Source organism: Mucilaginibacter angelicae, assembly GCF_042434235.1.
Taxonomy (GTDB): domain Bacteria; phylum Bacteroidota; class Bacteroidia; order Sphingobacteriales; family Sphingobacteriaceae; genus Mucilaginibacter; species Mucilaginibacter angelicae.
The window spans coordinates 106515-126745 of the sequence record NZ_JBHLTS010000077.1 but is presented as its reverse complement, the minus strand read 5'-3'; the positions used below and the strand labels follow the sequence as shown (position 1 = coordinate 126745).

Here is a 20231-nt window from a genome sequence, read left to right as displayed (position 1 = left end):
AGATATAATTACGCAGATTGCCCTACCGCTTCATCGCGGCGACTAAATACCGCCATCTGGCTTAAAGCGCCAACATCAGCATCAACATCTCCAACCGGTTTAAAAATCACATTGTAACTATATTTTACAGCCAGATCGGTACTCCAGCTTTCAAATTCCTTCCTTGTCCACTCAAAGCGGTGGTCATTATGGCGCATTTTGCCTTCCTGGTAATCGGCAAAACGTACGTTATATTCTGCATTAGGCGTAGTAATAACTACTGTGCCTGGTTTTGCATATTCAAATACCGATTTTTCCAATGCAGCTAACCGCGGCTCATCCAGGTGTTCTATCACCTCTACCAATGCAGCTCCATCAAAGCCTTCCAATCGTTTGTCCCTGTACGTTAATGAACCTTGAATCAACTCCACCCTTTGCAACTGTCTTTCCGGCATGCGTTCCAGCTTTAATCTTTCTTTAGCGATCTCCAATGAGCGATAGCTTACATCCATACCCAAAACAAATTCGAACTGCTTTTCGGCTAATAACAGCTTGATAAGTTTGCCTTCTCCACAACCCAGATCGGCTACCCGTTTAGCACCGGACAACAATAATTCATCTTTTGCTGCGTGTAATCGCAATTCGTGTATGCGTAATTGAGGTTCTTCAATATTGCCTGCTGCTTCTACAGTTAATTCATTATCTACCGCTTCTTCAACCTCATCTTTGCTTAACAACACGCCCAAAGCCTGGTTAGCCAGCGACCGTTGATTTTTTAAATACCGGCGAACGATCATCTCTTTAGCCGGATGTGTTTCCAGCCAGTCTTTGCCTTTGGCCAGTAACTTTTCAACTTCTTCCTGGTTTACCCAATAGTGTTTATCGTTATCACAAACGGGGATCAGCACATACAAGTGCGATAGCAATTGTTGTAAGGTAAGCCTGTTGCTTAGCTCAACTGTGAAATACCGACTGTAGCCCCATTCAGGAAAAACCGGATCAAGCGGATGTTGCACAGCGCTGATTTGGTAGCCCAATGGTTCAAACAATGATCTCAGTACACCCTCCCCGCCTTTTACCGGCAACACTGATAGTTTAACTGTAAATGGCATGACTACATCTACCAGTTCCGGTTTATCCTTGCATCTGCCGTTGAGGGCGGATGAATAAGCCTTGGCAATAGCGGCGCTCATAAATGAACTCGACACATAGGGCCTGTCGTTCACATACTGCTCCAGTGCAAAGTCATTACCTTTAGGTCCTGCATTTCTAACCAATCCAACCGGGTCAATATCCAACAATAAAGCGGCTGTACATTTTTGTGCGCTTACCTCCGGATAAAAGATATGGGCCTTGCCTGCTGAGATATCAACAGATTGTATTTTACCGGGATGCTTGTGCAATAAATAGCTCAAATCATCGGCAGGAACATATGTAGTAGATATAGTTAGTAACATCAGTTTAAGATTGAACGGTTAAGATAATTATTCTCCTCAATGTGGCGTGCATTGCCCTCTTTATAAGCAATGCACGCGTACAACACTACAAAGGTGACAAGCAAGTGCGCAGCCTTTTTGCGCAGTAAAAAATAATTTATAAATAAATCAAAAAATAATTCCGCAATCGGATATCCCAAACCCGACATTAATTAAATGCCTGTTAACTGTAACACCTGTATCTGTTACCGCAGCATTGATAACTGCCTGTTGGGCAATGAGGATTTTCCTTTAGTGCATTTTGACACTTAGATTTTCATTTTTTGTAAATTTTTAAATATCAGCAGAAAACATACCTTTAAACGCAGATATCGATAACGAGTAATTAGGTTAGGGTTACCATTTTAATTTACCCGGTTGCTAAAAACACGAAGGTTATTCTTTTAGCCTTTGTACTGCACTTGACCAGGAAACTAAATAAATCATTAAAATAATTTACACATGATTAAATTTATTATAATGGGTTTGTTGCTTATCTCAAGCTACTCATACGCACAGGACATAAACGATACAACCGGAGCCTGGATATCTGCCGGGGATGCCCAAAAAGTGCTTGACCACCATAACATGGCCAGAAAAGAAGTAGGAGTATCCCCCCTTACATGGAGTAAAGAACTTGCGGCCTACGCCCAGCAATGGGCCGACCATTTAGCCAGTACAAAAACATTTTCCCATCGGCAAAACCGTAAATATGGCGAGAATATTTTCATGGGCAGTGGTAATTATACTCCACTGGACGCCTCTTTGGACTGGTATAGCGAAAAGAAAGGTTATACCTACAGCAAAATCGGCGGCGGTGGATCCACCGGTCACTATACCCAAATGATTTGGAAAAAAACAACAGAGGTTGGAGTCGGGGTGGCAATTGCTGATAATGGCGATATATACGTTGTAGCTAATTACTCCCCGCCAGGTAATTATATTGGCGAATTTCCATATTAATTAAAAATAATAGGATAAGTTAAAGTAGCCAATAACATCAACCGCAATCCAAATTCCCTACCTTTAAAAATGCAGCACAAGGAATTTGAACCACCCGAAGAGCTCCGTGATATCATAAAATGCTTTTGGTACAATATCAGAGAATCAGGGTTATCACAATCAAGTTTTGAGGTACAGCCCGATGGCTACGCCGAAATTATTTTTTATTTCGGCAGCGCCATTAGCATTGCTAATAATGGAAGCTTGCAACCATTGCCATCACCGTTTATGATGGGACTGCTCAATCAACCTGCTGTTTTTTATACGGAAAACCGTTTGGAGATCATCGGTATCAGGTGCTTCCCCTGGACGGTGTTCGATTTGCTCGGACTGGAAGCCGGTAAAGACGGTCTGCGTATATTCGAACATCCTATCGCCCGGCTTCAACCCACATTGAATAAATTGATTCAGGCCGGTAAGGCCGATGAAGCACTGGCGCAGGTAAAGCAGTATTTCCTTGATGCACGATCAGGGATTGCTCCCAGCAATATGCTCTTCAAAGCAGGTATTGCTATGAGGGAAGCAAACGGCACCTTGCCGGTAAGCCAGGTAGCGGCGGCGGCCCATGCCACTGTTCGTACGCTGGAGAGGAATTTCAAGCAATCGTCTGGTCATACAGTTAAAGATGTATCCGCTCTCATACGCTTTGAGCAGGTAAGGAATCAATTATGGCTTGATCCGGATACCAACCTTGCCGGCCTGGCTCATGAGCTGGGCTATACAGACCAATCCCACCTGAGCAGGGAGTTTAAACGCTACAGCGGTACTACGCCAGGAGCATTTGCGCGAAAAGCAAGGAAAGGCAAACAGGCTGTGAGCACCGATTTTGTCGCATTTGTACAATCCTAAAGCAACAGCATTCCTGAATTTTGTGCATCAATAATTTTATATGACAGCACAAAATCATCCTACATACGATGTTATCATTTCCGGCGCAGGGCCTGTTGGCCTGTTTCTCGCCTGCGAACTGGCTTTGGCCAAATGTTCAGTCCTGATACTGGAAAAAGCGGAGGATCCGCACTCAACATTAAAACAATTACCTTTCGGCATCCGCGGGCTCTCGGCGCCTACTATTGAAACGCTTTATCGCCGCGGCTTGCTTAATAAACTTGAGATCCATAAACGCGTCAAAAATCCCCACCAAAATGCTAAACAAGGTGCCCAGCGCCAGGTAGGACACTTCGCCGGCATTCCATTTCTTGAAGGTAATGTTGACACCTCGCAATGGACATACCGCCTGCCCGGCTCTACCGAAACAAGCTTAATTTCTGAAATGCAGGAGCTTGAAACCGTACTAACCAGCCGGGCAGAAGCGCTGGGTGTAAAAATCAACCGCGGGTTTGCCATTACCGGCTTTAATCAAACCGACGACGGAGTAACTGTTCAATCGGGCAACCAATCTTTTCAAAGTACATGGCTTGTGGGTTGTGATGGAAGCCGGAGTATTGTCCGCAAGTTGGGCGGTTTTGAGTTTGCCGGTACCGAGCCGGAGTTTACAGGCTATACTGCCAAAGTTGACATCGCCGACCCGGAGAAGCTCAGCCCGGGCCGAAACGTGACACCAACGGGCATGTACCTGCAATCGCAGCCGGGTTACCTGCAGATCCAGGATTTTGACGGCGGGGCATTTCACAGTTCAGAAAAGCCAATCACACTTGAACATGTGCAGGAGGTGCTGCGCCGTGTCTCCAATACTGACGTTACCATCAGCGCCCTGCATATCGCAACCACCTGGACCGACAGGGCACGGCAGGCCACAACCTACCGCAACGGACGGATACTTTTAGCCGGCGATGCCGCGCACATTCATGCGCCACTGGGCGGCCAGGGGCTTAACCTTGGCCTGGGCGATGCCATGAACCTGGGCTGGAAACTTGCAGCAACCATCCGGGAGAAAGCGCCGGAAGGTCTGCTGGACAGCTATTATACCGAACGGCACCCTGTTGGCATCCAGGTTTTGGATTGGTCGCGTGCGCAGGCTGCAATCATGAAACCAAACCCGGCAGCTCACGCGCTGTATGCAATTATCCGCGACCTCATGAATACGCGCGATGGCGCCACCTACTTTGCGGGAAGGGTGTGGGGCATTTTCACCCACTACGATCTTGGCAACAGTCACCCTTTAACAGGTCACAGCGTCCCCAATTTTGAATTAGAAGAGGGTGCAACTATTGGTGAGCTAATGCGCGATGGCCTGGCGATATTGCTTGATTTTAATACCGATGCTTCGCTCAGAACTGTGGCCGATGAATATGGTGATCAACTGAAATATATTTCGGGCCCAGCGAAAGATCAATTAGGTTTGAGTGCCGTGTTGATACGTCCTGACGGGATCATCGCATGGGCTTCTTCTGGCAAGCCGGATTATAGTGAGCTCCGGAGCGCTGCTGCACGCTGGTTTGCCTGAGCCACCCAGGCAAGTAAATTGAGCCGTAAAAGAAAGCGGTTGCGGGCCAAACATGCTGATCTTTGCATCGTTAATCAATAAAACAGCAACAGTAATGACAACGATATCAAAAATAAACCTTGGCAAAAATGGCCCGCTCGTATCTAAGCTCGGATTAGGCTGCATGCGCATGTCCTCGGTTTGGGGAGGCCCGGTGAATGACGAAAGCGAAAGCATTGCTACTATCCAGACAGCATTAGATAATGGCATTAATTTCTTGAACACCGGCGATTTTTATGGCGCAGGCCACAACGAGCTGCTGGTAGGCAAAGCCATTAAAGGCCGGAGGGATGATGCTTTTATCAGTGTAAAATTTGGCGCCATTTTTTATAATGGCCAATGGTTGGGATTGGACCTGCGTCCAATAGCCATAAAAAACTTTATCAACTATTCTTTGGTGCGTTTGGGTATAGATACCATCGACCTTTATCAGCCCTGCCGGTTGGATAACAGCGTTCCGGTGGAAGATGTGATTGGTACTGTTGCCGATCTGATCAAAGAAGGCAAGGTGCGCCACCTCGGCGTTTCCGAAATCACTGCCGATCAACTGCGCAAGGCTAATAGCGTACATCCCGTAACAGCACTGGAAATAGGCTATTCGCTGGCCGACCGCCAGATTGAAAGCGACCTGCTGCCCACAGCTAAAGAACTGGGTATAGGTGTTGTGGCTTTTGCCAATACTGCCGAAGGTTTACTTACCGGCGATATGAAAGCTCCGCTTGCGGCCAATGATTACCATAGCCACTTCTCGCGTTTCCAGGGCGATAACCTAATCAAAAACCTGGAGAAAGTGGAAGTGTTAAAACAAATGGCTAAGGATAAAGGATATACACCTACACAATTGGCCATAGCATGGGTAAATGCACAGGGCAATGATATTATGCCATTGGTGAGTATGAGCCGCAGATCACGCCTGCCGGAAAACACGCAGGCCATGGAAATTCAATTCAGTCCGGAAGAGATGAATACCCTAAGCACCAATTTTGCACCGGGCGCTATACTTGGCGGTACATACCTGCAGCGATAATAATGAATGGGGCTTATGTATAGCCCCATCTATTTTATATCTTTATCTCTAATGACAAATCCAACCGAAATAATCCCAGGCGTGATCTTTTACGCTTATCTCTCCACTAAGCGAAAAGAGAGAGTGGGCTTTATGTTGCACAACACCCTCGTTTTGCAGGTCTCCGGGTTATTTACTTTGGAAACAGCCGATCAAAAGATTTCGATGAAGAGAGGCGAAATGCTGCTGATCGGTAAAAATCAACTGGGGCAGATCACCAAAACTCCGCTGCCTGATGAGGATTATGAAACGATTGTGATTTCCTTGCAGGAAGACCTGCTGAGAAAGATCGCATTGGAAGAACAAATAGAGATCCATCAAAAATACAGCGGCCCTCCCAACATCCTTATTCCCGGAAACGATTTTCTACAGGGATATTTTCAATCTATAATACCCTATGTCCGAAATCCCTCGGCAAGATTAACGGATGCAATGGGCATTTTGAAAGTAAATGAGGGGGTGAAACTGTTACTGCATACCATGCCGGAGCTCAAAGCGTTTTTGTTCGATTTTTCAGAGCCATATAAGATCGACCTGGAAAAGTTTATGCTCAGCAATTTTCATTTTAACGTCCCTGTCGAAAAATTTGCGCAGCTTACAGGGAGAAGTCTTGCCGGCTTCAAGCGAGATTTTCAGAAAACATTTGGAATGGCCCCCCGGCATTGGCTGCAGGAAAAGCGACTAACGGAAGCCAGGCATTTAATTGAAAACAGGCACAAGAAAGCATCTGCTATCTATCTCGACCTTGGGTTCGAAAGCCTCTCCCATTTCTCATATTCTTTTAAGAAAAGGTTTGGCAAGGCTCCAACGGATGGGTTATCCGAAAGCGGCAGGGCTTCAATATAAATTGAGTTTTTGTTATCAATATTCCCAATCCACCTTATCAGGGTACATTCTTGTATACTTAAAATAATCAAAATCGCTATAAAACTGTACTTTGGGATATCCGTCGCTTTCTTTATAACCGCGCCATGTTAAATGTACCACGGCAAATTCCTGGTCAAAATTCTTTTTGCTTATTCTAAACAATACATCGTCATTTCGTTGATCCTGGCATAACGCCATCATTTCAAAATCTACCAAAACATGATTATCACGATATCGTTCAAAAAGATCAAAAAAAGGATGTTTATTAAATTCTGTCCCCAGTTCTTTTTGTAGCTCATCTTCAAACAAGATTTTTTGTTCAATGGAAATAGATTCCCAGGGCTCAACAACAAAGGGTCTTGGTTCCTCTTGTAAAATAAAGTCCTCTATTATGTATCTATCAGTACCGGCAATATCAATGCGTTTTGGCTCGTCTGGCAATTCCTTTAAATCATCAAAAGTAATTCCGCCCGCGGCAAAAAGGAAGCAATCGTTATCGAGTTGTACGCTCAATTTAAGCAAGCCCCATTTTACATAGTCTGGTTTAATTGTTAAACTCCCAAACTATATGCTGAACTTCATTAAGGTAGTTTTCCGTTGGAAAGAATTCGCCATAAATATGCCCCATGCTCACATCCCCTGCTTGCAGTTTAGCGGTTCCTATTAATTTTTCATGAGAGTAAATTCGCGCATTCAAGCTATTAATCGTCTTGTAGCAATAAATATATCAAAATTAAGCCTGTTGCCCCGGATGCTGTGATACTAAATATCAAATTAACAAGCAGTCCCTACCACCATTTCCACACCTAATGACACTCTCATTACCAATTACAGAAGCCTACGTAAATATGTATCAGTGTTCCCCACTTCTGTATAAACCGCTCTGCATTTGTCGCCCTAATTTTGTCTCAACATTTAAAAACTACAACAATGGCAAAGACAATTTTCATTACCGGTGCATCACGTGGCTTCGGTAAATTATGGGCCGAGGCACTATTGCAACGAGGCGATAAAGTAGTAGCAACAGCCCGCGACCTGAGTACGCTGGATGACCTGGTAAGCCAATATGGCGACAATATTTTACCGCTGCAACTTGATGTTAATGACCGCGCTGCTGATTTTGCAGCTATCCTAAAAGCAAAAGAACATTTTGGAAGTATTGATATCCTGATCAATAATGCAGGCTACGGTTTATTTGGCAGCATTGAGGAAACTTCCGAAAAAGAAGCCCGCGAACAGATGGAAACCAACTTTTTTGGTTTGTTATGGCTAACACAGGCTGTATTGCCTGTTATGCGTGAGCAGGGCCACGGTCACATTATTCAGCTTTCGAGTGTACTGGGCCTTATTACCCTGCCTGTACTGGGCATTTACAATGCCTCTAAATTTGCGGTGGAAGGTTTGACTGAAACACTGGCTGCTGAGGTAAAAAGTTTTGGCATAAATGTCACGCTGATTGAACCTAACGGTTTCTCAACTGACTGGGCTGGTGCTTCTGCTGCCCAAACCGTAGCAATGCCAGAGTATGATGGAGTACGTGCGGCTTTCCAGGCTGGCATAACTGATGATACTTTCGGTGTACCGGAAGCAACTACAGATGCGGTGTTGAAACTGATTGACAGCGAAAACCCTCCCCTGCGTTTATTACTTGGTAAATATGCCTATCCATGGATTAAACACACCTATGAAGGCCGCTTTACTGAGTGGGATAACTGGAACGAGGTATCGGCCGCGGCGCACGGTAAATAATATTAAATGGTATTATCCTGACATAATCTACGCCGCATTCCGGCGTAGATTTGTATAAATTTTATGATCATGCAGCATTTTAAAACTTTAGCCGATATGCACCGCTTCAACGGCTTCCCGATGCCGGAGACACCGCTCTTCAGCATGTACAGGTGCACACACACCTGCGGGCTTGGCGAAAGGGAATTTACATCCGATTTTTACATGATCGGGTTTAAAAAGCTTAAAGCGGGCCAAATCATGTACGGCCGTACTAAATATGACCATGATAACGGCAGCATGATGTTCATTAAACCCCGGCAGGTTATCCAATTTAATAGTGTTGAATATGATGAGGACGCATTTATTCTGTTCATTCATGAAGATTTTCTGCATGGCCATTTTCTGCACACCGAAATGAATAAGTATGCCTTTTTTGATTATGAAGCAAATGAGGCATTGCACCTTTCCCCTTCGGAAGAGCAGATCATGTGGGACCTTTACAGTAAGATAGAAGCAGAGTACCTCAATAACACCGATGAGTACAGCCGAGACATTATGCTTACACATATCGACTCGATATTAAAATATTCGCAGCGGTTTTATAAGCGCCAGTTTATTAACCGTACGGAGCTTTCGGGTAAAACAGTATCAAAATTCAATGACGTTTTGGCTGCCTATTTCAAAAATGGCTTACTACCTACCCAGGGCCTGCCATCTGTTAATGCAATAGCGTCGCAACTCAACCTATCCCCCCGGTACCTGAGCGATATGCTTAAACAGGAAACAGGTAAAACAGCGATAGAACTAATCCATATTTACCTGGTAAACGAGGCCAAAAACCGCCTTAAGGGCGATTATCAGAGTGTATCTGAAATAGCATATGAACTGGGTTTTGAGAACCTGCCCTATTTTTCAAGACTGTTTAAAAAGGAAACAGGGATCAGCCCTAATCAGTTTAAAAAGCAGCTGGCAAACTAACAGGTTTATTCTGTTGTTACACAGTTCTTATTTTGCTTAATTCGGCGTTTTGCAGCGAATTTTCAAGCAGGTTAAAAATTTCTTTTTCCTGTGCCGATTCCTTTTCGGCAGATAAAATGGTATAGGTGATAACGGCCATTATTTTTTCGGCTCCAGTATAATTTATCAATTTCCAGGTAATAAGACTGATGTTATTACCACTATCGACTGACTCTTTAAAAGCGGGCCCCGTTAAAAGATATCCTCCTGCCGTAGTGATATACGGCTGATCGGCAGTCAAAAATTTTATATTCTCTTCATCGGTGGCTCCTGTTGGAGGCATTGCCTTAACAATATTAAAACGCAGGGTGCTTTGAGATTTAGGATCAAAGCAGGCTTCCTGATCTTCCCCTTCAAGTTCATATTGCCAATGGGATGGAAGGACAATAGTTAGATTTCTGTATTGATGTTTAATGAGGGGTATTTGTTTTTTTTTGAATAAATTAAACATAGTCAAGTTATAAATAAAAAGCCTTCTTTATAAAGCCCGATGGGTAATAGGCTCCGTTAAATATCTGCAATAAATTTCAACGCTTTCCTAAAATAGTTTGGGAATGCTTTTCATTTTTCCATACCACAACAGCTTTAATTAAAAAAAATTTGCAATTATAAAAATTAATGGTAAGTTTATACTTACGGTAAGTAATTGCTTACCATTAATTTTGAACCATGCAGGCACTCCGTAATTACGAAACCGCATTCAATGCCCTGGGCGACCCAACCCGGCGCGCCATTTTTGAAAAACTGGCCAAAGGGCCGCTTTCTGTAGTGCATATAGCCGAAGGGCTTACCGTTAGTCGCCCGGCCGTTTCACAGCACCTTAAAGTACTTCGGGAAGCCAAACTGATCTCGATGGCCCAGCAAGGCACACGCAGCATTTACCGCATTGAACAGGAAGGCATCCGGGCCATGCGCGACTATCTCGACCAGTTTTGGGATGAAGCCTTGCACAGGTTTAAGCAATTGGCCGAACAAACCGAACATCAAAAACAAACAAAATAACAAACCATTATGCAACCGATCAGAAAAGAACTTTTGGTGGAAGCTGCACAGGAAACGGCTTTCAACGTATTTACCCAACAAATGGACTTGTGGTGGCCCAAAACACACCATATAGGCAGCTGCGCAATGACTGCAGCGGTACTGGAACCCAAACCTGATGGCCGCTGGTATACTGTTCATGAAGACGGCAGCGAGGCAAATGTGGGTAAAGTGCTCACCTGGGACCCTTACGGCCGGCTGGTATTAGCCTGGCAGATTAACGGAAATTTTAAATACGACCCGGAACTGGTGACCGAGGTGGAGGTAAACTTTATAACAGAAGGCCCCAAAACCACCCGGGTTAAATTTGAGCACCGCAATCTGGACAAACTGCTGGGCGGCGAAAAGGTGATCGCCGATATGGATCAGGGTTGGGGACATATCATGAACTTATACAAAGCTGTAGCCGATGAAGCCTAAGTTTTTATTACGTATTGCGGCCACGGCAATGTTATTGCACACCGCCGGTCATACCCTGGGTGCTTTGACCTGGCAGCAGGCACCCAATCAAAAGATAGCCGCAGTAATTAGCGGCATGCAAACTGAACATTTTGAGTTTATGGGACGATCTGTTACGCTTGCCGGCTTTTTCATGGGTTATGGCATTATCATGATCTTTGTGATGTTGTTCATCACTACCATTTTATGGCTGCTTTCGGACAATCCCATCAAAACCATAACGCTTGCTTTAGCTTTGCTCCTGTTGGCTACGGCGGTTAGTGAGTATATTTATTTCTTCCCCCTGCCAGCACTCCTTTCATCTATCGCTGCTATTTGTACTGCCTGGGCTTATTTAAAAATCCCATTAAAACAACAACATTATGAATAAACCCGATTATCAGATCCTGATTAAGGTTAATGCAACGGCAGAGCAGGCCGCCGCAGGTATCAGCAATGTGGCTGCATGGTGGGGGACCCATATCGAAGGGACTTCGGAAAAGGCAGGCGACCGTTTTACCATCCGTTTTGGCGAAACCCTTGTCGATTTTCTTGTTGCACAAGTTATCCCAACGCAGAAGATCATCTGGCAGGTAACCGGCTCGCACCTGCATTGGCTGCAGGATCCACAGGAATGGCTGCACCACAGGCTGGTTTGGGAAATTGCAGAAAATAATAAAAATACCACGATCAATTTTACTCAGGAAGGCCTTACATCAGTACAGGAATGTTTCGACAATTGTGAAAAAGGCTGGAACTTTTATATCGGCGAAAGCCTGAAATTGCTGCTTGATACCGGGACGGGTAAACCCGATAGCAGAAAACGCGATCCTAATATAAGTTAATCGCTATATTTAATCACCAAAAAACAACCACATGAAAAGCGCAATCAATTGGTTCGAGATCCCCGCCTCAGATTTTGAGCGGGCCAAAACATTTTATGAAACGGTACTGGACATCAAAATGACAGAACCGTTTCCCGGCATGAAATACGCCTTATTTCCCTCCGAGCCGGCCGAAGGCGGTGTTGGCGGCGGTTTACTGGAAGAAACAGGTTATGAACCATCGCAACAGGGTTCACTGATCTATTTAAACGGAGGCGACGACCTTGCTGTTCCATTAGCCCGGGTGGAAGCGGCCGGCGGCAAAATCCAGCTGCCTAAAACCGCCATAGGTAGCAATGGCTTCACAGCGCGTTTCACGGATACCGAAGGTAACCGCGTAGCGCTCCATTCCATGCAATAGCCTTTATTGCTTTTACACTTTTTGGCTATGCCTGATGAGCAACCGGTAACAGGACATTCTACTATCGCTTGCTCATCAGATTTTGATACAATTACTGCTTAGCCCGGGTCCCGCTTTTTCATTAAATATACCCGAATATTTAACGGTACATTTTACTTTACTATCATGTTAAGTTTCTGTTAATAACCCTTTCGGTGTAAAACGATTTTGTAATTTTGACTACAATCGTTTTTCTTATGAAACTAAAACTGATCGCAGGCATTGCTTTTTTAAGCGCCGCGTTACACTCATTTGCTCAAACTCCGGGTAAAATTGAACAAACAGGACAGGTACTATTGCCTAACGGCTGGAAGCTTAGCCCCGCAGGTCGCTCCCTCCCCCTTGGCGATTTACCGCTTAATATGCAGCTATCATCATCGGGTAAATTATTGGCTGTTACCAATAACGGCCAAAGTACCCAATCGGTACAGCTTATTGATCCTAAAAATGAGAAACTGCTTGATGAGGTTGTGGTTAAAAAATCATGGTACGGGCTTGCTTTTAGTCGCGACGAGAAAAAACTATATGCATCGGGCGGCAACGACAACTGGATCCTGATTTTCAATATCAGGGATAATAAGCTCGGTACTCCCGATACCATCAAATTAGCTCCCGCAGCCTGGCCCAAAAACAAGGTTTGCCCTACGGGGATGGTAACCAACAAAAGCAACAGCCGCCTGTATTCGGTTACTAAAGAAGACAGCACCCTTTACATTATCGACCCTGATAAAAAAGGCATCCTTAAACAGGTAAAACTCCCCGCCGAGGCATATAGCTGCATTTTATCTCCCGATGAAAAAACGTTATACATTTCTTTATGGGGAGGTGATAAGCTTGGCTTTTACAACATAGCTACGCAAACGCTCAGCACCATTAAAACCAGCAGTCACCCCAATGAGCTTCTTTTAGATAAAAAAGGTAAATTCCTGTATGTGGCCGATGCCAACGACAATGCCGTATCGGTAGTAAACACGGCTACGCACAAAATTGTGGAAACCATTTCTACAGCACTTTATCCTACCCGCCTCACCGGCTCAACCAGCAACGGTTTGGCGCTATCGCCCGATGGAAAAACATTGTACATTGCCAACGCCGATAATAACTGCCTTGCTGTATTTGATGTAACCCAACCCGGCAGCAGCAAAAGCCGGGGTTTTATTCCGGTAGGCTGGTATCCTACCAATGTAAAAGTGCTGGGCAATAAAATCCTGGTATCAAACGGCAAAGGCTTTTCGTCAATGGCCAACCCCAGGGGGCCGCAGCCTGTTAAAAAAACAGATAACAGCGGCTATAAAAAGGGGGCTATCAACAGCAGGGAGCAATATATAGGCGGCTTATTTAAAGGTACGCTGTCGTTCATCAATACACCATCTGATGCAGAACTGAAAACGTATACCAAACAGGTTTACGCCAATACGCCATTTACCGATAAAATTGAAAAAACGGCCAAAGGCGAAGCAGGTAACCCAATCCCCCGCCGCCCGGGTGAAAAATCGCCCATTAAATATGTGTTTTATATTATCAAAGAAAACCGTACTTACGACCAGGTTTTAGGCGATATGCCGAATGGTAATGGGGATACTTCACTATGCATCTTTGGTAATAAGGTAACACCTAACCACCATGCCATAGCCAATGAATTTGTGCTGCTTGATAATTTTTATGTTGATGCCGAAGTTAGCGCCGACGGGCATAACTGGAGCATGGCAGCCTACGCCACCGATTTTGTGGAAAAAACCTGGCCAACCAGCTACGGTGGCCGCGGCGGTAACTACGATTTTGAAGGTACCCGCAAAGCCGCCTATCCGCGCGATGGTTTTATATGGGATTACTGCAAGCGTGCCCGTGTAAGTTACCGCACTTACGGTGAGTTTGTAAGTGATGACAACCCGGGCAAAGCAAACTTAAAATCGCTTGAAGGGCATTTTTGTGCCAAATCACCTGGTTTTGACCTGGATGTGAAGGATGTTAAACGTGTAGATATCTGGGCCCATGATTTTGATTCGTTATTAACAATAAATGCAGTACCGCATTTCAACACCGTGCGCATTTCAAATGACCATACCAGCGGGCAGCGTAAAGGCGCTATCTCCCCGATTGCTGCAGTGGGCGATAATGACCAGGCCATAGGCCAGTTCATCGAACATTTATCACACAGCCCTATCTGGAAGGAGTCGGTAGTTTTTATTCTGGAAGATGATGCCCAAAATGGCCCCGACCATATTGATGCCCACCGCTCGCCGGTGTTTGTTGCGGGCCCGTATGTAAAGCGTAATGCGGTGATCCATGGCATGTACTCCACATCGGGAGTTTTGCGCACTATGGAGCTTATTTTAGGCCTGCCGCCAATGAGCCAGTATGATGCAGCTGCTATGCCATTGTATGACTGCTTTACCAGCAAGCCTGATTTTACACCTTATAAAACCAAGCCCGCGCAAGTTGACCTGGAACAACGCAACATAGCCGTAAATGAAAGCAGCAAACGTTCCGAACTGTTTAATTTTGCCAAAGAAGATGCTGCACCGGATATTGACCTGAATGAAGTGGTTTGGAAGTACGTAAAAGGTGAAGCATCTGTCATGCCTGCGCCAAAAAGGAGCGCCTTTGTAATTTTAGAACCGAAAAAAGAACAGGATGATGATTGATTTGTTAACTTCGTTCAACCGGAAGTTGTCCAATTAACGAAATCTTAATACATTGGTTTAAAGCCCGGCTATAAATTATAAAGCCGGGCTTTCACATTAATTATACTCCTATGATCACTTCTTTAGAAAACGACCACATTAAAGTAGCTATCGACACCAAAGGCGCTCAGCTGAGTTCATTTATTGACAAAGCCACAGGCATTGAACATATGTGGCAGGCCGATGAAAAAGTCTGGCCATGGCATGCCCCCAACCTTTTCCCGATAGTTGGCGGCCTCATTAATAATGAACTTTTGGTTAACGGTGAAAAGTATGCAATGTCGCGCCATGGCTTTGCAAGGCAGTCGGAGTTTTTTTTATTAGAGTCGGATGAGGCCTCGGCAAGCTATTCGTTACCCAATTGCGAAAACACTTTAAAGGTTTACCCCTTTAAATTTGATTTCCAGATCCTTTACCATCTTATCGATAACGCGCTCCGCATCACCTATAAAGTGATCAACCTTGATAAAAAATCAATATATTTTTCAGTTGGCGGCCACCCTGCTTTTAATGTCCCCTTTAATAAAGGCGAAAGCTATGAGGACTATTACCTTGAATTTGAAACCGAAGAACATTTTAACACCCATCTGCTATCAAAAGATGGCTTTTTTAACGGCGTAACCCATCCCGTACCTACCCCCAATAAAAAACTTTATTTAACCCGCGACCTGTTTAATGACGATGCACTGGTTTTTAAAGACCTGAAATCGCGTATGATAACTATTAAAAGCGATAAGCATGATCAAACCTTAGCGCTTGAATTTCCGCATTTTAATTACCTTGGTTTATGGGCTAAACCCGGCGCCGATTTTGTTTGTATAGAGCCCTGGCTTGGCTGCGCGGATACAGAGGGTAAGCATATTGACATCAAAGAAAAGGAAGCTATCCAAAAGTTAAGTGTAGGGCATGTTTTCGAATCAGCCTATTTTATCTGTTTGTAAACATTTGGTTTACAATAATTTTAAACTTCTGTAAAACATTTTTCACAGTTTTTCTCTTTCATAGAAAGAATCACTTAAATACTAAAACTATGAAAACTAAAATTTATTTATTAGCTCTTACTTTGCTGCTGTCATTTACAGCGTTGAATACTTTTGCGGCCGATGGTCATGCACTTACCCCGCTAAGCAAAGAAGAAATTGCAACCATGACAACCGAGCAAAAACAAGCCCGCGTTGAGGAGATCAAAGCCCGTGTAAACGAGATCAAAGCAATGGATAAATCGGAGCTTACCAAACAGGAACGCAAAGAACTCCGCACCGAACTTAAAGGGATGAAAAAAGAAGCCAATGCCCTTGGCGGCGGCGGTATTTACCTTTCAGTAGGCGCTATTATCATCATTATTTTGGTATTGATCCTGATATTGTAATTTGGATAACATTGTTTAATAAAATGCCCCCGATGGAAATTGGGGGCATTTTTTGTTGGCACTTCATAAATATATTATCTCCACAACGTCATTGCGAGACACGAGGCAATCGCGAACTATACAGGACGGCTCTGTAAGTCGGGGATTGCTTCGTGCCTCGCAATGACGCTTTTATATCCCTTGAGGATACCGCCAACAAAAAAAGCGCCTGAATATATTCAGAGGCCTTTAATATCTTGATTAAAATAGTTGATTATTTTTTGCTGCTATCTGCTTTAGGAGTCGGTGCAGTAGTAGATGGTGTTAATCCAGGAGCAGATGAAGGAAGCGCATTGCTTGGTTTTGACGCTTTTTCAATTTGCTCACGCAATGCAGGGTTATCTGTGCTGGTTGATGAACCACCTTTTACAGCTACGTTAATAGCCAATGCCAGTACCATAAGGGTGATAGCTAAAGCCCAGGTACCTTTTTCTAAAAAATCGCCGGTTTTTTGTACACCCATTAATTGTGATGAGCTTGAAATATTTGATGCCAAACCACCGCCTTTAGGGTTTTGGATAAGTACGATAAGCCCTAACAGAGCACATACAATTACGGTAACAATGATTAAAACGATATACATTTCTTTATATTAATTAGTTTTCTTTTCTAACTGCTCAATTTGGCTTGCAAAGTAACGGCTTTTTTCCGGGAATTTCAACATCAATTTTTTGTAAGTTGCAATAGCCTTGTGATATAACATCTGATCGATGTAAATCTGGGCTAATGTTTCACTCACCAGGTCATTCCTGTCTTCTGAGCTCTTCTTAGCTTTATTCTCGTTATCAAGCTTATCCATAGATGGCGGCCTGATCTGGGGCTCCTCCTTAATAAATTTCTCAATGATGATATCTTCTTTTCTTTTTATCTCCGGAACATCAGGCTGAGGGGTTTTCTCCAGCTCTTCAAGAGATTGCGAATGGAAGATATTTTCATAATACTGATGCTGCAATGCATCAGCAGTTTGATTATTGGAAGCTACAGGGGCTTTTGCCTGTGTAATAGTTTCAATATTATAAGGCTGATAAGTTGATGCATATTCTTTACGGGTTTTATCTAACCACCACATAAAGGTATAAGGCATTTTCTCGTCGTTATATTTGGAGATCACCTCATGCTGCTCTACAGCTTCAATTTCAGCCTGCTGCGAAGCCGGCTCATGCAGTACAGCCTTATCTTCACTTCTTGTATCAACAACCGAATTATCAAACAAAAAATAATCAGTTGATGCGATATTACCGATTATCCATTTTTCAGTTACATCGTCTTCAATGTCCTTAGTTTCACTAAGGGCAACTGGCGGTGTATTCAATTCCTGAGGCGAAGTATCAGTTTTAATATCGTGAGCGGATTCACTCGCATTAGCCTGACCTATATTTATGTTTTCAATCCCAACGATTTCGTCATAAACTTCATCATCTATATCATGGGTAGATGCAACCACTTCGCCATTCGACTCAAAGGTTATCGATCTGCCGTTATCAGCTTCCCATTCTTTATCTATAGTTTCGGGCTTATGTTCATCGGTACCGGTGAAATCAAAGCTATTTATCTCACCGTTTATAGTAAGCTCAGAGTCGCCCGGTATAGGCGGCAAGGTCTCCTGAAGGTCATCAACAGCAGAGCCAATATTGAAATAGTTTTCGGCAACCGGTTTATTTGCTGCAGGAGCAATATTAAGCAGGTTAATTAATTGTGATGAATTTACTGCGGCAAGGCCCTCAGGCTCTTGAATTAACTTATGCAGTAAAACAGGATTGTAATAAACTGCTGCGCGCTGCACATCTTTGTTTGTACCTGCATGGGCAAGCAAGGCACGCAAAATGCCGCTTTGCGGATAGGCATCAACCAGCTGCTGCAGGTTATAGCCATAAAAAGAACCTGTCTCGACCGGGTTGGCCAACAGTTCATCTAATATTTCGTATTGCCTGCTATTCAAATATTGATCCACGTGGTTGAAAATACAAATTGCCTACCAATTAGAAAAGGCTGCGTTAAAAATATCGTCAATTAATTGCTTATTAATTTGCTGTATAAGTGCCTGCTCCTGCGAAGAAATATCCCCCCGGTAATCAGCAAACTTAGTAAAACTTTGCTCAAAACTAAGCTTTTTATCTGCCGGAGTTTTCGCGGCATCAAATGAAAATTTAACACGAACGGTAATAGTAAGCCTGTTAGCATCAGCAATTGGGGCCACATTATTTGCAGTAGCCTGAATAGATGCCGGAGCGATAGAATAACCAGTAATAGCGCCTGACATGGTTGCATCGGCCTCGCCGCGGACTAAGCTTAGGCTGGTTTGTGTACGGATCCTGTCTTTTAACGCTTCAGTGAAAGTTTGGCTCAGGTTATTTACCACCAAAGCTGCGTTATTTTCAAAAAACTGTACATTAATGGTCTTCAAACTGGGCGGGATTGATTGATTTTTGAGAGTGTAACATGATGGACATATAAGTACCAGCACACACACTGAAATAATTCCCAAAAGTTTTTTCATCAATTTTATAAGTTTAGTTCTTTTATTTTCCTGTATAAAGTACGCTCAGAGATCCCTAACTCGTTAGCGGCAAGCTTACGTTTGCCCTTATGTTTTTTCAAAGCCTTACGGATCAGGTCCGATTCCTTTTCAATCAGCGACAGTGATTCTTCCACTTCTTCGGCATCATGTGTTATATTAAAGCCGTCGATGGTGTTGTTATTATTATTGCTGTTGTTTGTAACGGTATTAACGGGTTGTTGTAAAGTAAATTGTGACTCGTTATTACCATGCAGCTCAATATCGCGGTAAAGCTGGTTTAAGGTTTGTGGATTATTGGCATAATGCGGCGAAACACCTCCATGTTCAATAATATCAGCCACCAGTTTCTTCAACTCCACCATATCCCTCTTCATATCAAACAATACTTTATACAGGATGTCACGTTCGGAAAAATCCTCTTTAGGCTGATTGTCCAAACGCATCGGTAAGTTACGCCCGCTGGTTTCGTGCGGGATATAGGTAAGCAGGGTTTGAGCAGTAATGATCCGGTCGCGCTCAAGCACTGCTAACTGTTCGGCCATGTTTTTCAGTTGCCTTACGTTACCCGGCCACGAATAGTTTGATAATACCTGCTGGGCCTCATCGTCCAGCTGGATTGGCGGCGTACGGTATTTATCGGTAAAATCGGCCGTAAACTTACGAAACAGCAAAAATATGTCCTCTTTCCTGTCGCGCAATGGCGGGATCTTCAATGGCACGGTGTTTAAGCGATAGTAAAGGTCTTCACGAAACTTCCCGTTCTTTACTGCATCATACACGTCAACATTGGTAGCTGCAATAACACGTACGTTTGTCTTTTCAACTTTAGATGAACCTACTTTAATATATTGCCCCGATTCAAGCACCCGCAGCAAACGGGCTTGGGTACCCAGCGGCATTTCGGCAATCTCATCTAAAAATATGGTGCCGCCATTTACGGTTTCAAAATAACCTTTACGTTCACCGACGGCACCGGTATAAGCGCCTTTTTCGTGACCAAAAAGTTCTGAATCAATAGTACCTTCAGGTATCGCGCCGCAGTTAACGGCAATAAACGGCCCATGCTTACGCGGGCTCATCTGGTGTATAATATGCGAAAAAACCTCTTTACCGCTACCGCTCTCGCCGGTAATTAATACCGAAATATCAGTAGGCGAAACCTGGTTTGCTATAGTTATAGCCCTGTTAAGCAATGGCGAATTGCCAATGATCCCAAAGCGTTGTTTTATTTCCTGTACTTCCATGTTAAAAAAGATTCAAGAAGTCAAGAGTCAG

General features: G+C 43.9%; 22 protein-coding genes. 15 read left to right on the top strand and 7 right to left on the bottom strand.

What is annotated here, in order from left to right:
* Positions 1–8: 8 nt before the first annotated feature.
* On the bottom strand, positions 9–1436 hold the full coding sequence (locus tag ACFFGT_RS27830) for a 3' terminal RNA ribose 2'-O-methyltransferase Hen1 (RefSeq protein WP_377025783.1): 1428 nt from the start codon (positions 1434–1436) through the stop codon (positions 9–11).
* A 480-nt stretch (positions 1437–1916) separates the two neighbouring features.
* Here ACFFGT_RS27830 and ACFFGT_RS27825 point away from each other — a divergent pair, with 480 nt between their 5' ends.
* The 5 genes from ACFFGT_RS27825 to ACFFGT_RS27805 all read left to right on the top strand — a co-directional run bounded on the left by ACFFGT_RS27825 (position 1917) and on the right by ACFFGT_RS27805 (position 6814).
* Entirely contained in the window at positions 1917–2417 is a 501-nt protein-coding gene (locus ACFFGT_RS27825; RefSeq protein ID WP_377025782.1) for a CAP family protein, read from the top strand.
* Positions 2418–2486: 69 nt separating this feature from the next.
* Positions 2487–3305, top strand: coding sequence for a helix-turn-helix domain-containing protein (locus ACFFGT_RS27820; protein WP_377025781.1), 819 nt, complete (start codon positions 2487–2489; stop codon positions 3303–3305).
* 40 nt (positions 3306–3345) lie between these two features.
* Positions 3346–4863, top strand: a complete 1518-nt coding sequence (locus tag ACFFGT_RS27815; RefSeq protein WP_377025780.1) for an FAD-dependent monooxygenase — start codon at positions 3346–3348, stop codon at positions 4861–4863.
* Between the two features lie 94 nt (positions 4864–4957).
* The gene (locus ACFFGT_RS27810) at positions 4958–5929 is read left to right on the top strand and encodes an aldo/keto reductase (RefSeq protein ID WP_377025779.1); all 972 of its coding nucleotides are present in this window, start codon (positions 4958–4960) and stop codon (positions 5927–5929) included.
* Positions 5930–5980: 51 nt separating this feature from the next.
* Positions 5981–6814, top strand: a complete 834-nt coding sequence (locus ACFFGT_RS27805; RefSeq protein WP_377025778.1) for a helix-turn-helix domain-containing protein — start codon at positions 5981–5983, stop codon at positions 6812–6814.
* A 15-nt stretch (positions 6815–6829) separates the two neighbouring features.
* On the opposite strand, the gene ACFFGT_RS27800 is transcribed toward ACFFGT_RS27805, so the two are convergent.
* The gene (locus ACFFGT_RS27800; protein WP_377025777.1) at positions 6830–7348 is read right to left on the bottom strand and encodes a hypothetical protein; all 519 of its coding nucleotides are present in this window, start codon (positions 7346–7348) and stop codon (positions 6830–6832) included.
* Positions 7349–7765: 417 nt separating this feature from the next.
* Here ACFFGT_RS27800 and ACFFGT_RS27795 point away from each other — a divergent pair, with 417 nt between their 5' ends.
* Both ACFFGT_RS27795 and ACFFGT_RS27790 read left to right on the top strand, forming a co-directional pair.
* Complete coding sequence (locus tag ACFFGT_RS27795) at positions 7766–8584, top strand: SDR family NAD(P)-dependent oxidoreductase (RefSeq protein ID WP_377025776.1); 819 nt, start codon at positions 7766–7768, stop codon at positions 8582–8584.
* Positions 8585–8653: 69 nt separating this feature from the next.
* A complete protein-coding gene (locus ACFFGT_RS27790; RefSeq protein ID WP_377025775.1) occupies positions 8654–9544 on the top strand; it encodes a helix-turn-helix domain-containing protein in 891 nt (296 codons plus the stop codon).
* A 16-nt stretch (positions 9545–9560) separates the two neighbouring features.
* Here ACFFGT_RS27790 and ACFFGT_RS27785 read toward each other — a convergent pair whose 3' ends face one another.
* Positions 9561–10034, bottom strand: coding sequence for a hypothetical protein (locus ACFFGT_RS27785; protein ID WP_377025774.1), 474 nt, complete (start codon positions 10032–10034; stop codon positions 9561–9563).
* 218 nt (positions 10035–10252) lie between these two features.
* Between ACFFGT_RS27785 and ACFFGT_RS27780 the strand changes: the two genes are divergently transcribed.
* The 8 genes from ACFFGT_RS27780 (at position 10253) to ACFFGT_RS27745 (ending at position 16399) form a co-directional block, all read left to right on the top strand.
* Positions 10253–10585 (top strand): ArsR/SmtB family transcription factor, encoded by a 333-nt coding sequence (locus ACFFGT_RS27780; protein WP_377025773.1) that lies wholly within the window; start codon positions 10253–10255, stop codon positions 10583–10585.
* Between the two features lie 9 nt (positions 10586–10594).
* The gene (locus tag ACFFGT_RS27775) at positions 10595–11044 is read left to right on the top strand and encodes an SRPBCC family protein (RefSeq protein WP_377025772.1); all 450 of its coding nucleotides are present in this window, start codon (positions 10595–10597) and stop codon (positions 11042–11044) included.
* Positions 11034–11453, top strand: coding sequence for an LIC_13387 family protein (locus ACFFGT_RS27770; RefSeq protein WP_377025771.1), 420 nt, complete (start codon positions 11034–11036; stop codon positions 11451–11453). The genes ACFFGT_RS27775 and ACFFGT_RS27770 overlap by 11 nt, the downstream gene beginning before the upstream one ends.
* Positions 11446–11907 carry an SRPBCC domain-containing protein gene (locus ACFFGT_RS27765; protein WP_377025770.1) on the top strand — a complete coding sequence of 154 codons (462 nt, stop codon included), beginning with the start codon at positions 11446–11448 and terminating at the stop codon, positions 11905–11907. The genes ACFFGT_RS27770 and ACFFGT_RS27765 overlap by 8 nt, the downstream gene beginning before the upstream one ends.
* A gap of 31 nt (positions 11908–11938) precedes the next feature.
* Positions 11939–12307 (top strand): VOC family protein, encoded by a 369-nt coding sequence (locus ACFFGT_RS27760; RefSeq protein ID WP_377025769.1) that lies wholly within the window; start codon positions 11939–11941, stop codon positions 12305–12307.
* Between the two features lie 236 nt (positions 12308–12543).
* A complete protein-coding gene (locus ACFFGT_RS27755; protein WP_377025768.1) occupies positions 12544–14991 on the top strand; it encodes an SMP-30/gluconolactonase/LRE family protein in 2448 nt (815 codons plus the stop codon).
* Positions 14992–15101: 110 nt separating this feature from the next.
* Positions 15102–15971: an aldose 1-epimerase family protein gene (locus ACFFGT_RS27750; RefSeq protein ID WP_377025767.1), complete on the top strand. Its 870-nt coding sequence runs from the start codon at positions 15102–15104 to the stop codon at positions 15969–15971.
* An 89-nt stretch (positions 15972–16060) separates the two neighbouring features.
* Positions 16061–16399 (top strand): hypothetical protein, encoded by a 339-nt coding sequence (locus tag ACFFGT_RS27745; protein ID WP_377025766.1) that lies wholly within the window; start codon positions 16061–16063, stop codon positions 16397–16399.
* Positions 16400–16652: 253 nt separating this feature from the next.
* On the opposite strand, the gene secG is transcribed toward ACFFGT_RS27745, so the two are convergent.
* The 4 genes from secG to ACFFGT_RS27725 all read right to left on the bottom strand — a co-directional run bounded on the left by secG (position 16653) and on the right by ACFFGT_RS27725 (position 20200).
* Complete coding sequence (secG, locus tag ACFFGT_RS27740; protein WP_377025765.1) at positions 16653–17021, bottom strand: preprotein translocase subunit SecG; 369 nt, start codon at positions 17019–17021, stop codon at positions 16653–16655.
* A gap of 9 nt (positions 17022–17030) precedes the next feature.
* Positions 17031–18377 (bottom strand): hypothetical protein, encoded by a 1347-nt coding sequence (locus ACFFGT_RS27735; protein ID WP_377025764.1) that lies wholly within the window; start codon positions 18375–18377, stop codon positions 17031–17033.
* Between the two features lie 33 nt (positions 18378–18410).
* A complete protein-coding gene (locus ACFFGT_RS27730; RefSeq protein ID WP_377025763.1) occupies positions 18411–18842 on the bottom strand; it encodes an LptE family protein in 432 nt (143 codons plus the stop codon).
* Positions 18843–18940: 98 nt separating this feature from the next.
* A complete protein-coding gene (locus ACFFGT_RS27725; RefSeq protein WP_377025762.1) occupies positions 18941–20200 on the bottom strand; it encodes a sigma-54 interaction domain-containing protein in 1260 nt (419 codons plus the stop codon).
* Positions 20201–20231: the final 31 nt, after the last annotated feature.

Bases quoted from the DNA above. Each gene is read 5' to 3' on its own strand.
- ACFFGT_RS27725 (WP_377025762.1), bottom strand. From the start codon at position 20,200: ATGGAAGTACAGGAAATAAAACAACGCTTTGGGATCATTGGCAATTCG.
- ACFFGT_RS27760 (WP_377025769.1), top strand. From the start codon at position 11,939: ATGAAAAGCGCAATCAATTGGTTCGAGATCCCCGCCTCAGATTTTGAG.
- ACFFGT_RS27755 (WP_377025768.1), top strand. From the start codon at position 12,544: ATGAAACTAAAACTGATCGCAGGCATTGCTTTTTTAAGCGCCGCGTTA.
- ACFFGT_RS27750 (WP_377025767.1), top strand. From the start codon at position 15,102: ATGATCACTTCTTTAGAAAACGACCACATTAAAGTAGCTATCGACACC.
- ACFFGT_RS27820 (WP_377025781.1), top strand. From the start codon at position 2,487: ATGCAGCACAAGGAATTTGAACCACCCGAAGAGCTCCGTGATATCATA.
- ACFFGT_RS27815 (WP_377025780.1), top strand. From the start codon at position 3,346: ATGACAGCACAAAATCATCCTACATACGATGTTATCATTTCCGGCGCA.
- ACFFGT_RS27745 (WP_377025766.1), top strand. From the start codon at position 16,061: ATGAAAACTAAAATTTATTTATTAGCTCTTACTTTGCTGCTGTCATTT.
- ACFFGT_RS27780 (WP_377025773.1), top strand. From the start codon at position 10,253: ATGCAGGCACTCCGTAATTACGAAACCGCATTCAATGCCCTGGGCGAC.
- ACFFGT_RS27795 (WP_377025776.1), top strand. From the start codon at position 7,766: ATGGCAAAGACAATTTTCATTACCGGTGCATCACGTGGCTTCGGTAAA.
- ACFFGT_RS27765 (WP_377025770.1), top strand. From the start codon at position 11,446: ATGAATAAACCCGATTATCAGATCCTGATTAAGGTTAATGCAACGGCA.
- ACFFGT_RS27785 (WP_377025774.1), bottom strand. From the start codon at position 10,034: ATGTTTAATTTATTCAAAAAAAAACAAATACCCCTCATTAAACATCAA.
- secG (WP_377025765.1), bottom strand. From the start codon at position 17,021: ATGTATATCGTTTTAATCATTGTTACCGTAATTGTATGTGCTCTGTTA.
- ACFFGT_RS27770 (WP_377025771.1), top strand. From the start codon at position 11,034: ATGAAGCCTAAGTTTTTATTACGTATTGCGGCCACGGCAATGTTATTG.
- ACFFGT_RS27805 (WP_377025778.1), top strand. From the start codon at position 5,981: ATGACAAATCCAACCGAAATAATCCCAGGCGTGATCTTTTACGCTTAT.
- ACFFGT_RS27830 (WP_377025783.1), bottom strand. From the start codon at position 1,436: ATGTTACTAACTATATCTACTACATATGTTCCTGCCGATGATTTGAGC.
- ACFFGT_RS27810 (WP_377025779.1), top strand. From the start codon at position 4,958: ATGACAACGATATCAAAAATAAACCTTGGCAAAAATGGCCCGCTCGTA.
- ACFFGT_RS27825 (WP_377025782.1), top strand. From the start codon at position 1,917: ATGATTAAATTTATTATAATGGGTTTGTTGCTTATCTCAAGCTACTCA.
- ACFFGT_RS27790 (WP_377025775.1), top strand. From the start codon at position 8,654: ATGCAGCATTTTAAAACTTTAGCCGATATGCACCGCTTCAACGGCTTC.
- ACFFGT_RS27775 (WP_377025772.1), top strand. From the start codon at position 10,595: ATGCAACCGATCAGAAAAGAACTTTTGGTGGAAGCTGCACAGGAAACG.